This window comes from Streptomyces sp. NPDC126499, assembly GCF_040302485.1.
In the GTDB taxonomy this organism is placed as follows: Bacteria; Actinomycetota; Actinomycetes; order Streptomycetales; family Streptomycetaceae; genus Streptomyces.
This window is the reverse complement of the sequence record NZ_JBEOUO010000008.1, coordinates 189,018-202,510: the sequence shown is the minus strand read 5'-3', so window position 1 is coordinate 202,510 and position 13,493 is coordinate 189,018. Positions and strand designations below refer to the sequence as shown.

13 protein-coding genes are annotated in these 13,493 nt (G+C 73.6%); 9 read left to right on the top strand and 4 right to left on the bottom strand.

Features of this window, described 5'->3' with window-relative positions; genetic code table 11:
* Positions 1-67: 67 nt before the first annotated feature.
* From ABTZ91_RS14460 to ABTZ91_RS14450, 3 genes are all read left to right on the top strand, one after another.
* Positions 68-520 (top strand): GNAT family N-acetyltransferase, encoded by a 453-nt coding sequence (locus ABTZ91_RS14460; protein WP_352077456.1) that lies wholly within the window; start codon positions 68-70, stop codon positions 518-520.
* 69 nt (positions 521-589) lie between these two features.
* Positions 590-1,165 carry a histidine phosphatase family protein gene (locus ABTZ91_RS14455; protein ID WP_352077455.1) on the top strand — a complete coding sequence of 192 codons (576 nt, stop codon included), beginning with the start codon at positions 590-592 and terminating at the stop codon, positions 1,163-1,165.
* 81 nt (positions 1,166-1,246) lie between these two features.
* A complete protein-coding gene (locus tag ABTZ91_RS14450) occupies positions 1,247-2,533 on the top strand; it encodes a methyltransferase (protein ID WP_352077454.1) in 1,287 nt (428 codons plus the stop codon).
* 191 nt (positions 2,534-2,724) lie between these two features.
* Here the strand turns inward: ABTZ91_RS14450 and ABTZ91_RS14445 are convergent, their stop codons facing one another.
* Entirely contained in the window at positions 2,725-4,326 is a 1,602-nt protein-coding gene (locus tag ABTZ91_RS14445) for an ABC-F family ATP-binding cassette domain-containing protein (protein ID WP_352077453.1), read from the bottom strand.
* Positions 4,327-4,537: 211 nt separating this feature from the next.
* On the opposite strand from ABTZ91_RS14445, the gene argC reads away from it, so the two are divergent.
* The 5 genes from argC to ABTZ91_RS14420 are packed head-to-tail and all read left to right on the top strand — an operon-like array spanning position 4,538 to position 9,374.
* A complete protein-coding gene (argC, locus tag ABTZ91_RS14440; protein ID WP_352077452.1) occupies positions 4,538-5,566 on the top strand; it encodes an N-acetyl-gamma-glutamyl-phosphate reductase in 1,029 nt (342 codons plus the stop codon).
* On the top strand, positions 5,563-6,729 hold the full coding sequence (argJ, locus tag ABTZ91_RS14435; RefSeq protein WP_352077451.1) for a bifunctional glutamate N-acetyltransferase/amino-acid acetyltransferase ArgJ: 1,167 nt from the start codon (positions 5,563-5,565) through the stop codon (positions 6,727-6,729). The genes argC and argJ overlap by 4 nt, the downstream gene beginning before the upstream one ends.
* Positions 6,726-7,634, top strand: coding sequence for an acetylglutamate kinase (gene argB / locus ABTZ91_RS14430; protein ID WP_352077450.1), 909 nt, complete (start codon positions 6,726-6,728; stop codon positions 7,632-7,634). The genes argJ and argB overlap by 4 nt, the downstream gene beginning before the upstream one ends.
* Positions 7,634-8,830 (top strand): acetylornithine transaminase, encoded by a 1,197-nt coding sequence (locus ABTZ91_RS14425; protein WP_352077449.1) that lies wholly within the window; start codon positions 7,634-7,636, stop codon positions 8,828-8,830. Before argB ends, ABTZ91_RS14425 begins: the two co-directional genes overlap by 1 nt.
* 7 nt (positions 8,831-8,837) lie before the next feature.
* Positions 8,838-9,374 (top strand): arginine repressor, encoded by a 537-nt coding sequence (locus ABTZ91_RS14420; RefSeq protein WP_046911235.1) that lies wholly within the window; start codon positions 8,838-8,840, stop codon positions 9,372-9,374.
* Positions 9,375-9,381: 7 nt separating this feature from the next.
* Here the strand turns inward: ABTZ91_RS14420 and ABTZ91_RS14415 are convergent, their stop codons facing one another.
* The 3 genes from ABTZ91_RS14415 to ABTZ91_RS14405 are packed head-to-tail and all read right to left on the bottom strand — an operon-like array spanning position 9,382 to position 12,145.
* Complete coding sequence (locus ABTZ91_RS14415) at positions 9,382-10,089, bottom strand: L,D-transpeptidase family protein (RefSeq protein ID WP_352077448.1); 708 nt, start codon at positions 10,087-10,089, stop codon at positions 9,382-9,384.
* Positions 10,090-10,126: 37 nt separating this feature from the next.
* A complete protein-coding gene (locus ABTZ91_RS14410; RefSeq protein ID WP_352077447.1) occupies positions 10,127-10,726 on the bottom strand; it encodes a pyridoxamine 5'-phosphate oxidase family protein in 600 nt (199 codons plus the stop codon).
* Positions 10,727-10,777: 51 nt separating this feature from the next.
* The gene (locus tag ABTZ91_RS14405) at positions 10,778-12,145 is read right to left on the bottom strand and encodes a hypothetical protein (protein WP_352077446.1); all 1,368 of its coding nucleotides are present in this window, start codon (positions 12,143-12,145) and stop codon (positions 10,778-10,780) included.
* Between the two features lie 140 nt (positions 12,146-12,285).
* Here ABTZ91_RS14405 and ABTZ91_RS14400 point away from each other — a divergent pair, with 140 nt between their 5' ends.
* A complete protein-coding gene (locus tag ABTZ91_RS14400) occupies positions 12,286-13,479 on the top strand; it encodes an argininosuccinate synthase (protein ID WP_352077445.1) in 1,194 nt (397 codons plus the stop codon).
* Positions 13,480-13,493 lie beyond the last annotated feature (14 nt).

Below are 13,493 nucleotides of genomic sequence, written 5' to 3'. Positions count from 1 at the left end.
CCGGAGCGGGCATCGCCCCGGGGATATTCGCCTGACACGGGACGGCGGCCCCTGGCAGCCTTCGCCCATGAGCGACCTCACCTCCGCGGACGGCACCGTCATGCACGGGACGTACGAGATCTCAGCCGACCCCGCCCGGATCGACGCCGCCCGTGTCCACCACTGGCTGAGCACCGACTCCTACTGGGCCATGGGCCGACCTCGGGAGAAGCAGGACCGCGCCATCGCCGGCTCGCTCAACTTCGGCGCCTACGACCGCGCCACCGGCGAGATGGCCGCCTACGCCCGGGTCGTCACCGACTACGCCACCTTCGCCTGGCTCTGCGACGTCTACGTCGACCGCCCGGCCCGCGGCTGCGGCCTCGGCACCGCGCTCGTCGCCGCCGTCCGCGACCACCTGGAGCCGTACGGGCTGCGCCGCATCGCGCTCGCCACCGCCGACGCGCACGGCGTGTACGAGAAGGTCGGATTCACGCCACTCGAGAATCCGGACAACTGGATGGCTCTCGGACAGCACTGAGCGACCGCCTCCCAGGACCCGCGAAACCACCCCTTGACCAGCGGGGCCACCGGCCTCACGATCGCGGCCATGGGTCTTCGGGTCACGCTCGTCGCGGCGGCGCGCAGCTCCTCCCTGCTCGCCGAACGCTTCGACGACGACCGGCCACTCGACGAGGCCGGCTGGTACGAGGTGCAGCTCGCCGCGCCGCGGCTGATTCCGCTCGGTGCGGCCGAGCTGCGCTACTGCTCCCCGACGCCCCGCAGCCGCGCCACCGGCACGGCCCTCGGCTACGCCCCGCTCGTCCAGCCGGCCCTGCGCGACTGCGACATGGGCCGCTGGCGCGGCCTCACCCTCGTCGAGGTCGCCGCCCTCGAACCGGCCGCCGTCGACGCCTGGCTCGCCGACCCGCGCACCGCCCCGCACGGCGGCGAGACCCTGCTCTCCTTCATCCTGCGCATAGGGAGCTGGCTCGACACCCGCCCCGCCGACGACGGCGCCATCGTCGCCGTCGCCGAACCCGCCGTCGTACGGGCCGCCCTCGTCTACGCGCTGAAGGCTCCGCCCGCCACGTACTGGAACGTCGACGTCCGCCCGCTGTCGACCGTCACCCTCACCGGGCGGCCGGGCCTGTGGCACCTCCAGCTGGAGGCGGCCGCGGCGTAGCCCGCCGGTCGGAAGCGGCCGCGAGGAGCCCCCCGCACGGCCGGGGGGCGGGCCCCCACGACCGGCTAGCCTGGGGGCACGATGAACCGTCTGACCACGTCATGGGGCGTTTTCCCACTCACCCGCTTTCCCGCCGACCCGCGCGACCAGCTGCGCGCCTGGGACGCCGCCGACGAATACCTGCTCCAGCACCTCGCCGAGAGCGGCACCGACCTGTCCGGCACCGTCGCCGTCGTCGGCGACCGCTGGGGCGCCCTGGTGACCGCACTCGCCGCCGCGGGCCCCGGCGAGCTGGTGCAGATCTCCGACTCGTACCTCGGGCGGCGCGCCACCGGCGAGAACCTGGCCCGCTCGGGGGCCGCCCCGGACGCGGTACGGCTGCTCACCACCCAGGACCCGCCGCCCGAGCGGGTCGACGTGCTGCTGGTCCGCGTGCCCAAGAGCCTCGCGCTCCTGGAGGACCAGCTGCACCGGCTCGCGCCCGCCGTCCACGAGGGGACGGTGATCGTCGGTACGGGGATGGTGAAGGAGATCCACACCTCGACCCTGAAGCTGTTCGAGACGATCCTCGGGCCGACCCGGACCTCCCTCGCCGTGAAGAAGGCCCGGCTCATCCACACCACGCCCGCTCCCGGAGCGGAGCCCGGCGCGAACCCGTGGCCCTACCGCTACGCGCTGCCCGCCGACGCGCCCGCCGGGCTCGCTGGGCGCACCGTCGTGAACCAGGCCGGTGTCTTCTGCGCCGACCGCCTGGACATCGGCACCCGCTTCCTGCTGCGGAACCTGCCCACGGGCCTCGGCCGCTCCACGGTCGTCGACCTCGGCTGCGGCAACGGCGTCGTCGGACTCGCCGTCGCGCTCGCCGAGCCCGAGGCCGAACTGCTCTTCACCGACGAGTCGTACCAGGCCGTCGCCTCCGCCGAGGAGAACTTCCGCGCGCACGCGGGGGAGGGGCGCGAGGCCCGGTTCGTCGTCGGGGACGGGCTCGCCGGGGTCGAGCCCGGGTCGGTCGACCTGGTGCTCAACAACCCTCCGTTCCACAGCCACCACGCCACCACCGACCGCACCGCCCGCCGGATGTTCGCCGACGCCCGCCGGGCCCTGCGGCCCGGCGGTGAGCTGTGGGTGGTCGGCAACCGGCACCTCGGCTACCACGTCACCCTGCGGCGGATCTTCGGCAACGCGGAAGTGGTCGCGGGTGACCCGAAGTTCGTGGTCCTGAGGGCGGTCAAGGCCCCCCAGGCCCCCCAGGCCCCCCAGGCCCCCCAGGCCCCCCAGGCCCCCAAGGCCCCCCAGGCCCCCCAGGCCCCCCAGGCCCCCCAGGCCCCCAAGGCCCCCAAGGCCCCCAAGGCCGCCAAGCCGGCCTAGGAGGCCGAGACGGCCCAGGCGGACCAGACGGGCCAGAACCGCCCGGGCGGACCAGACGGGCCAGAGGGCCAGAGCCGCCCAGGCGGGCAGAGCGCCCGAGACGGCCCAGGCGGCACGGCGGCCCAGGGACCACGGCCGCCCAGGCGGGCAGGGCGACCGAGGCCGCCCCGGCGGCAACGCGACCGAGGCGCTCAGGAGAGGCCGACCAGCTCCCGGTAGCCCTCGTTCCACAGGTCCTCCTCCGCGTCCGGGAGCAGCAGCACCCGGTCCGGGCGCAGCGCGTCGACGGCGCCCTCGTCGTGGGTCACCATGACGAGGGCGCCCGGGTACGTGCCCACGGCCGCCAGGACCTCGTCGCGCGAGGCCGGGTCCAGATTGTTGGTCGGCTCGTCGAGCAGCAGCACGTTCGCCCCCGAGTGCACCAGGCCCGCCAGGGCCAGCCGGGTCTTCTCGCCGCCCGAGAGGACCCCGGCCGGCTTGTCGGCGTCGTCGCCCCGGAACAGGAACGCGCCGAGCACGCTCCGCACCTCCCCGTCCGTCAGGTCCGGTGCCGCCGCGGCCAGGTTCTCCCGGACCGTGCGGTGCGGGTCGAGCGTCTCGTGCTCCTGGGCGAAGTAGCCGAGCCGCAGCCCGTGCCCGCGCACCACGCGGCCCGCGTCCGGGGCCTCCCGGCCGGCGAGCAGCCGCAGCAGGGTCGTCTTCCCGGCGCCGTTGAGCCCGAGCACGACGAGCCGCGCGCCCCGGTCCACCGCCAGGTCGACGCCGTCGAGGACCGGCCGGCCGGGTCCGTACGCCTTGGTGAGGGAGACGGCGCCCAGCGGCGTACGGCCGCAGGGCGCGGGCTCCGGCAGCCGGATCCGGGCCACCTTGTCGGTACGCCGGACCTCCTCCAGGCCGTCGAGCAGCCGGTCGGCGCGGCGGGCCATGCTGCGCGCGGTGACCGAGGTCGACGAGCGGGCCTTCATCCGCTCGGCGCGTGCGTGCAGCGCCGCCGCCTTGCGTTCGGCGTTGGCGCGCTCGCGGTTCCGGCGGCGTTCGTCGGCGTCGCGCTGGGCGAGGTAGGCGGGCCAGCCGGTGTTGTGGACGTCGACGGTCGTCCGCAGCGGGTCGAGGTGGAAGACCCGGTTGACGGTGGCGGCGATCAGGTCGAGGTCGTGGCTGATGACGACCAGGCCGCCCTGGTGGGCGGAGAGGAAGCCGCGCAGCCAGCCGACCGCGTCCGCGTCGAGGTGGTTGGTCGGCTCGTCCAGGAGCAGCGTGCCCGCGCGGCCGTGCCCGGCGAACAGGATCCTGGCCAGCTCCACCCGCCGCTTCTGTCCGCCCGACAGGGAGCCGACGGGCCGGGCCATCGCCTCCGCCGGCAGTCCGAGACCGGCGGCGACCCGGGCCGCCTCGGCCTCGGCCGCGTACCCGCCGCAGGCCTCGAACGCGGCCTCCGCGCGCGCGTACGCGTCCATCGTCCGGTCGTCCGGGCACTCGGCGAGCCGGTCGGCGGCCTCCCGCAGCCGGCGGACGGCGACGTCCATGCCCCGCGCCGACAGGATGCGGTCGGTGACGGTCACCGACGGATCGGCGGCGCGCGAGTCCTGCGCGAGCAGCGCCACGGGACCGGTACGGGCCACGCTGCCGGCGGCCGGTGCGCGCAGCCCGGCCAGGGTGTGCAGGAGGGTGGTCTTCCCGGCGCCGTTGCGGCCGACGAGGCCGACCCGGTCGCCGGGCGCGATGTGGAAGGAGAGATCGGACAGCAGGAGACGGGCGCCGACGCGCACGTCGACACCGCGAACGGTGATCATGGGATAACGCTCCGAACAGGCTGAAGGACACACGGGTGGCGTGGTAGCGGGTCCTCAGCTAGGAAATTCGGGGCGTCGACATGCGCACGAGGGTAGGTGAGGGGCCCGTGCGGACGCATCCGCTTTTCCGCGCGCGAGGTCCGCCCCTCACCCCTCTTTGCATAAAACTGCGGTCGTGCGTATAGTCATGCCATCCATGAGGAGGGTTTCCATGACGGTACGAGCAGCAGTCGCGGGCGCGAGCGGATACGCGGGCGGAGAACTCCTGCGCCTCCTCCTCGCCCATCCCGGCGTCGAGATCGGCGCCCTGACCGCCCACTCCAACGCCGGTCAGCGCCTCGGCGCACTGCAGCCGCACCTGCTGCCGCTCGCCGACCGCGTCCTGGAGGACACCACGGCCGACGTCCTCGCCGGCCACGACGTCGTCTTCCTCGCCCTCCCGCACGGGCAGTCCGCAGCCGTCGCCGAGCAGCTCGGCCCGGACACGCTCGTCATCGACATGGGCGCCGACTTCCGGCTGAAGGACTCCGCCGACTGGGAGCGCTTCTACGGCTCCCCGCACGCCGGCACCTGGCCGTACGGCCTGCCCGAACTGCCGGGTGCCCGCGCCGCGCTGGAGGGGTCCAAGCGCGTCGCGGTGCCCGGCTGCTTCCCGACCTCCGTCTCGCTCGCCCTCTTCCCCGCCTACGCGGCCGGGCTCGCCGAGCCGGAAGCGGTGATCGTGGCCGCCACCGGCACCTCCGGCGCCGGCAAGGCCCTGAAGCCGCACCTGCTCGGCAGCGAGGTGATGGGCAACGTCACCCCGTACGGCGTCGGCGGCGGCCACCGGCACACCCCCGAGATGATCCAGAACCTCAGCGCCGTGGCCGGCGAGCGGGTGGCCGTGTCCTTCACGCCGACCCTCGTGCCCATGCCCCGCGGCATCCTCGCCACCTGCTCGGCCCCCGCGAGGCCCGGCGTCACCGCCGAGAGCCTGCGCGCCGCGTACGAGAAGGCCTACGCCGACGAGCCGTTCGTCCACCTGCTCCCCGAGGGGCAGTGGCCGTCCACGGCCTCCGTCCAGGGTTCCAACGCCGTACAGCTCCAGGTCGCCCACGACGAGGCCGTGAACCGGATCATCGCGATCAGCGCCATCGACAACCTCACCAAGGGCACCGCCGGCGGCGCGGTGCAGAGCATGAACATCGCCCTCGGACTCCCCGAGGAGACCGGACTTTCCACGATTGGAGTCGCTCCATGAGCGTCACCGCAGCGAAGGGATTCACGGCCGCGGGCATCGCGGCCGGAATCAAGGAGAACGGCAACCCGGACCTGGCCCTCGTGGTCAACACCGGGCCGCGCCGCGCCGCCGCGGGAGTCTTCACCTCCAACCGCGTCAAGGCCGCCCCCGTCCTGTGGTCCCAGCAGGTCCTCGCCGACGGCGAACTGACCGCCGTCGTCCTCAACTCCGGCGGCGCCAACGCCTGCACCGGACCGAAGGGCTTCCAGGACACCCACGCCACCGCCGAGAAGGTCGCCGAGGTCCTCAGCGCGCAGGGCACGCCCGTCGGCGCCGGTGAGGTCGCCGTCGCCTCCACCGGCCTCATCGGCGTCCTGCTCCCGATGGACAAGCTGCTCCCCGGAGTCGAGAAGGCCGCGGGCGAGCTCTCCGAGCACGGCGGCGAGAAGGCCGCCATCGCCATCAAGACCACCGACACCGTCCACAAGACCGCCGTGGTGACGAAGGACGGCTGGACCGTCGGCGGCATGGCCAAGGGCGCCGGCATGCTCGCCCCCGGCCTCGCCACCATGCTCGTCGTCCTCACCACCGACGCCGACGTGGACGCCAAGGACCTGGACTCGGCGCTGCGGCAGGCCACCCGGCTCACCTTCGACCGGGTCGACTCCGACGGCTGCATGTCCACCAACGACACCGTCCTGCTCCTCGCCTCCGGCGCCTCCGGCGTCACCCCCGCCCAGGACGACTTCGCCGAGGCCGTACGGGAGGTCTGCGCCGACCTCGCCCGCCAGCTCATCGGCGACGCCGAGGGCGCCAGCAAGGACATCCGCATCGAGGTGATCAACGCGGCCACCGAGGACGACGCCGTCGAGGTCGGCCGGTCCATCGCCCGCAACAACCTCCTCAAGTGCGCCATCCACGGCGAGGACCCCAACTGGGGCCGGGTGCTCTCCGCCATCGGCACCACCTCCGCCGCCTTCGAGCCCGACCGCCTCAACGTCGCCATCAACGGCGTCTGGGTCTGCAAGAACGGCTCCGTCGGCGAGGACCGCGAGCTCGTCGACATGCGCTACCGGGAGGTCGTCATCACCGCCGACCTCGCCGCCGGGTCCGAGTCCGCCGTCATCTGGGCCAACGACCTCACCGCCGACTACGTCCACGAGAACAGCGCGTACTCGTCATGACCAACACCACGCGGAAGCACAAGGCCCTGCCCAAGGCGCAGATCCTCATCGAGGCCCTGCCCTGGCTCACCCGCCACCACGGCAAGACCGTCGTCATCAAGTTCGGCGGCAACGCCATGATCGACGACGACCTCAAGGCCGCCTTCGCCCAGGACGTCGTCTTCCTGCGCCACGCCGGCCTGAGGCCGGTCGTCGTGCACGGCGGCGGCCCCCAGATCAGCGCCGCCCTCGACCGCGCGGGCCTGGTCAGCGAGTTCAAGGCGGGCCTGCGGGTCACCACCCCCGAGGCCATGGACGTGGTACGGATGGTCCTCGCCGGCCAGGTCCAGCGCGAGCTCGTCGGCCTGCTCAACCGGCACGGCGCCTTCGCCGTCGGCCTCACCGGCGAGGACGCCCACACCATCACCGCCACCAGGCACCAGCCGGTCATCGCCGGCGAACAGGTCGACATCGGCCGCGTCGGTGAGATCACCGCCATCGACACCGGCGCCATCCAGGCGCTCCTCGACGACGGACGGATCCCCGTCGTCTCCTCCATCGCCCGCTCCCAGGACGACGACCATGTCTACAACGTCAATGCTGATACGGCGGCTGCGGCACTCGCTGCGGCGCTGGGCGCCGAAACGCTGATGGTCCTGACCGACGTCGAGGGCCTCTACGAGGACTGGCCGAACAGCGACGAGGTCATCAGCCGGCTCACCGCGAGCCAGCTGGAGAAACTGCTGCCCGAGCTCTCCAGCGGCATGGTCCCCAAGATGGAGGGCTGCCTCCACGCCGTACGCAACGGCGTCACCACGGCCCGCGTCATCGACGGCCGCGTCCAGCACTCGATCCTGCTGGAGATCTTCACGGACGAAGGCATCGGCACGATGGTCGTGCCCGACGAGACGACGGGGGAGTCGTGATGAGCAACGCCGACCTGACCCAGCGGTGGCAGGACTCGCTGATGGACAACTACGGCACGCCCCGGCTGCCGCTCGTCCGCGGCGAGGGCGCCCGGGTGTGGGACGCCGACGGCAAGGAGTACCTGGACTTCGTCGGCGGCATCGCCGTCAACGCCCTCGGCCACGCCCACCCGGCCGTCGTCGAGGCCGTCTCCCGGCAGATCGCCTCCCTCGGCCACGTCTCCAACCTCTTCGTCGCCGAGCCCCCCGTCGCCCTCGCCGAACGGCTGCTCCAGCTCTTCGGCCGCCCGGGCCGGGTCTTCTTCTGCAACTCCGGCGCCGAGGCCAACGAAGCCGCCTTCAAGCTCGGCCGGCTCACCGGCCGCCGCCACATGGTCGCCACCACCGGCGGCTTCCACGGCCGCACCATGGGCGCCCTCGCCCTGACCGGCCAGCCCGGCAAGCAGGCCCCGTTCCTGCCGCTGCCCGGCGACGTCACCCACGTGCCGTACGGAGACGCCGACGCCCTGCGCGCCGCCGTCACCGAGGACACCGCCTTCGTCGTCATCGAGCCCGTCCAGGGCGAGAACGGCGTCGTCGTCCCGCCCGCCGGCTACCTGAAGGCGGCCCGGGAGATCACCCGCGCCACCGGCACCCTGCTCGTCCTCGACGAGGTCCAGACCGGCATCGGCCGTACCGGACACTGGTTCGAGCACCAGGCCCACGAGGGCGTCGACCCCGATGTCGTCACCCTCGCCAAGGGCCTCGGCGGCGGCCTGCCGATCGGCGCGACCGTCGCCTTCGGCCCGGCGGCCGACCTGTTCTCGCCCGGCCACCACGGCACCACCTTCGGCGGCAACCCGGTCGCCTGCGCCGCCGGACTCGCCGTCCTCGACACCCTCGCCGCCGACGGCCGCCTCGACGAGGTCAAGCGGCTCGGCGAGAAGCTGCGCGACGGAATCGAGGCTTCGGGCCACCCGCTGGTCTCCCACGTCCGTGGCTCGGGTCTTCTGCTGGGTATCGTGCTCACCGAGTCCCTCGCGCCGCAGGTGCAGCAGGCGGCTCAGGACGCCGGTCTCCTGGTGAACGCGCCCGCCCCCGATGTCGTACGGCTCATGCCGCCGCTCGTCATCGGCGACGCGGAGGTGGACGCCTTCCTCCAGGCCCTGCCCGGTGTCCTCGACGTGGCGAACGGGCAAGGACGAACCGGAGAATGAGACGACGATGACCGACGCGCAGGAAAACGAGCACGGAGGGCCGTCGGTCCCGCAGACCCGCACCGCACGCCACCGCAGGATCGTCGACATCCTCAACCGGCAGCCGGTGCGCTCGCAGAGCCAGCTCGCCAAGCTGCTCGCGGACGACGGACTGAGCGTCACCCAGGCGACGCTCTCCCGTGACCTCGACGAGCTCGGCGCGGTGAAGATCCGCAACACGGGCGGCGAACTCATCTACGCCGTGCCCAGCGAGGGCGGCTTCCGCACCCCGCAGGCCCCGCTGGGCGAGTCCGCCAAGGAGGAGCGCATGCGCCGCCTCTCCGGCGAACTGCTGATCTCCGCCGAGGCCTCGGCCAACCTGGTGGTGCTCCGCACCCCTCCGGGCGCCGCCCAGTTCCTCGCGTCGGCCATCGACCAGGCCGAACTCCACGCGATCCTCGGCACGATCGCGGGTGACGACACCCTGCTGCTCATCTCCCGCGACCCGGTCGGCGGACAGGCCCTCGCCGACCACCTCCTGCGCCTCGCGCAGAAGGAGCGCTGAGCACCGCTCAGTAACGCGTGATCGCCGTCGGCCCGCCCCGCGTGCCGACGGCGATGTGCGGACGGCGGGCCGGATCGGCCCAGGCCAGGATCCGCCGCATCGCGTCCTTCGGCACGGACACGCACCCGGCCGTCGCCCCCTTCCCGTTCACGTGCAGGAAGATGCCCGCGCCCCGGCCGCGCACCGGACGGTCGTAGTTGAAGCCCACGACCAGCGCGTGCGCGTACCGCGTCCCGTACGTGACGAGGTGTTCGGCCTCGGCGGCCCGGCAGTCCCGGGGCAGCGGCTCCACCCACCGGTTGTAGGCGCGCGCGTCGTTGTCCTGGCACCACCAGGACCGGTCCGTCACGCGCGCGTAGCGGTACGCCGTCCCGGCGGGCGCCGGCTCGATCCCGAACGCGTACGGCAGGTCGTACAGGCCCGTCGGCGTGGTGTTCGTGCCCTGCCGCCGGCTGCTGCCCTCGGCGAGGCCCTTCGCGCCGAACCGGGCGGGCGCCGAGCCCGCCTTCACCCACCGCCCGCCGCGCCGGTCCCACCAGGTGAGGGTGCCGGTCGTGGCGGCGGTGTCACCGGCCACGGCGGTGATCAGCTGCGTGCCGCCGCCGGTGTCCGCCATGCGTGCGGGCAGGGGCACGGGGCCCGGCGCGGGCAGCGGTACGGCTCCGGGCGCGGCCAGCGTCGCGGTCAGGGCCCCGAGTGCGAGAAGGGTACGCATGGCGCGACGCTAGGCGGGCCGCCGGACGACCGCCAGGTCACGGGGCCGTCCGGGGGAGCGGCGGCAGCGGAAGCGGCAGCCCGGGCAGACCGTCGAGGCTGGTGGCCACCTTGCGCGCGCAGTACGCGTCGAACTCCTCCTCCGACTTGCGGTTGAAGTAGTCCGCGTGGAGCCGGCGTTCCTCCTGGTACTCCATCAGGGGGACGGCGAAGCCGCAGGCGTCGCTGATCCGCCGGGCGTGCACCACGATGATCGCCCGCACCCCGCCCTGCCCCTCGACGGCCTCCGCCGGGAAGCGGGCGAACAGTTCCGTAAAGCGCGGGTCGTCACGGAGCACGACCTCGCCGGTGCCGTGCACCCGCACCACCGTCGGCGGTCCCGAGAACGAGGTCCACATGAGAGTGATCCGCCCGTTCCCCGGCTCGCGCAGATGGGCCACGGTCTCGGCGCCGCTGCCGCCGAAGTCCACGTAGGCGAGGGTGAGTTCGTCGAGGATGACCAGGGTCCCCCGGCGGCCCTTGGGGGAGAGGTTCACATGGCCGTCACCGGCGAGCGGGGCGGTGGCGGTGAAGAACAGCGGCTGGGCTTCGATGAAGGCGCGGAGGCGACCGTCTAGGCGTTCGTACGTTTTTCCCATGACGATCATTCTCCGTGGACGGCCGTCCCGCGAACCGGGCGGGGCGGCCGGTCAGGGGCGCCAGAAACGGAGCCGATCGCTCCGCCGCCGGGGGTCGGCCGCCTCGATCCCGAGGGCCCGCCGGAACCGCAGCCGCGCCACCGGATCGGGGTCCTCGCCGAGCCGCCGTGCCGTTTCCTCGTACGCGCGCGTACCGCTCTCGCGCAGCAGTCGCAGCGCGCGCACGCGGACGTGCAGGGGCCGGCCGGGGCCGGTGCGGCGCAGCAGCTCCTCCTCCGGCAGCCGGTCCGCCCAGGGCAGCAGGGCCCGCGCAGCCTCCCGGACGACGCCGGGCGCGGGGTCGTCGAGCAGGGGCAGCAGGCGGGCGGGGTCGGCGGCCTCCAGGACGCGCAGACCGGCGACGGCGAAGGCGCGGACCGGCGCCCGCTCGTGGCCGGCCAGCTCCCACAGGAGGGGAAGGTCGGCCGTCCGCTCACCGCACTCCGCGAGCCCGAGCGGCGCCCGGTCGGGCACCGTCTCCCGGTCCGCGCAGGCCGTCCGGTAGAGGTGGAGGGGGTCCCGGCCGTCCTGGCGCAGCACCCAGCGGGCGCAGGCCCGCACGAGGCCGGAGCGGTCGTACAGGAACGGCTCGGCCTCGGCGGCACGGCCGGCCCGGCGCAGGGCGGTCACCCCGGCCGAGCGCACGTCGCCGGAGCGGGCGCCGAGCAGCAGGGGCAGCGTCTCGTCGGGCACGCCCGCGGCGAGCGCGGCGGTGGCCGCCTTGCCCCGTACGGCCGTGTCCTCGTCGTACGCGGCCAGCCGGGCCAGCTCGCCCGCGGGAAGCAGTTCCCGCCCGACCGCGAGGTCAAGCGCGAGCCGCCGGGTGGGCCGGTCCGGGCTCCGCAGCAGGGCGCGGACGGTGGTGTCCGGGGCGCTGTCCAGGAACTCCGCCAGCAGCGCGGTGCTCTCGGCGCCGCGCAGCCGGCGTCCGACCCGGATCATCACGGGGACGGTGACCGCGAGGGTGGGCTCGTCGGCCCCGGGCAGGGCCGCCGCCAGGACCTGGCGGGCCCGCCGCCGTACCGGCTCGGCCCAGTCGGCCGTGCGCACGGCGACGAGCGGGAGCACGGCGGGCCGCCCGACGGTGTGGGCGAGCGCCGCCTCGCGGACGCGTCCGTCGCCGTCGCAGAGGGCGAGGATCAGCTGTCCGGTGCTCGGCCGGGGGCCGCCGAACACGGCGCGCGGGGCGGCGGCACGGCCGTTCCCGGTCAGCCAGTCGTGGCCGGGCCGGTCGGCGGAGGACCAGGGGTGGCCGTCGCGGACGCGCGCGTCCAGCTCGGTCCAGGTGGCCGGGCGCCACAGCTCCAGCGTCCGGGGAAGCCGGCGCCCGCGCGCGAGCCCACGTATCGCCGCGTCCAGCGGCCTCTCCTCGCTCGTCATGCACGGAGCCTAGAGCCCGCGCACCCGCTCCCGCCTGGGGTTTTCCGCCCGGCGGGCGGGCTTCCCCGGACCGCGTTGACAAAACATACAGAGGACTGCATAGTTATACCCATCAGTGGTTGCAAGGTAAGGAGAACCCCGTGACCGAGCGCGTCGTACTCGCCTATTCGGGCGGCCTGGACACCTCCGTCGCCATCGGCTGGATCGCCGAGGAGACGGGTGCCGAGGTCATCGCCGTCGCCGTGGACGTCGGCCAGGGCGGCGAGGACCTGGACGTCATCCGCAAGCGCGCGCTCGCCTGTGGCGCGGTCGAGGCCGAGGTCGCGGACGCCAAGGACGAGTTCGCCGACGAGTACTGCCTCCCGGCGATCAAGGCCAACGCCCTCTACATGGACCGCTACCCGCTGGTCTCCGCCCTCTCCCGGCCGGCCATCGTCAAGCACCTGGTCGCCGCCGCGAAGAAGCACAACGCCTCGATCGTCGCCCACGGCTGCACCGGCAAGGGCAACGACCAGGTGCGCTTCGAGGCCGGCATCCAGGCCCTCGGCCCGGACCTCAAGTGCATCGCCCCGGTCCGCGACTACGCGATGACCCGGGACAAGGCCATCGCCTTCGCCGAGAAGGCGAACCTGCCGATCGCGACCACCAAGAAGTCCCCGTACTCCATCGACCAGAACGTCTTCGGCCGGGCCATCGAGACCGGCTTCCTCGAGGACATCTGGAACGCCCCGATCGAGGACATCTACGAGTACACCCAGAACCCGGCGGTCGCCCGCGAGGCCGACGAGGTCGTCATCTCCTTCAAGGAGGGCGTGCCCGTCGCCGTCGACGGCAAGCCCGTCACCGTCCTCCAGGCGATCCAGCAGCTCAACGAGCGCGCCGGCGCCCAGGGCATCGGCCGGATCGACATGGTCGAGGACCGGCTCGTCGGCATCAAGTCCCGCGAGGTGTACGAGGCTCCCGGCGCGATCGCCCTGATCACCGCCCACCAGGAGCTGGAGAACGTCACCGTCGAGCGCGAGCTCGCCCGCTACAAGCGGCAGGTCGAGCAGCGCTGGGGCGAGCTCGTCTACGACGGCCTGTGGTTCTCCCCGCTCAAGCGCGCCCTGGACGGCTTCATCGAGGAGGCCAACCAGCACGTCACCGGCGACATCCGGATGACCCTGCACGGCGGCCGGGCCGTCGTCACCGGCCGGAAGTCCGCCGAGTCGCTCTACGACTTCAACCTCGCCACCTACGACACCGGCGACACCTTCGACCAGTCGAAGGCCCAGGGCTTCATCGACATCTTCGCGCTCTCCGCGAAGATCGCCGCCAAGCGTGACCTGGCGTAGGCGCGACTCGTTCC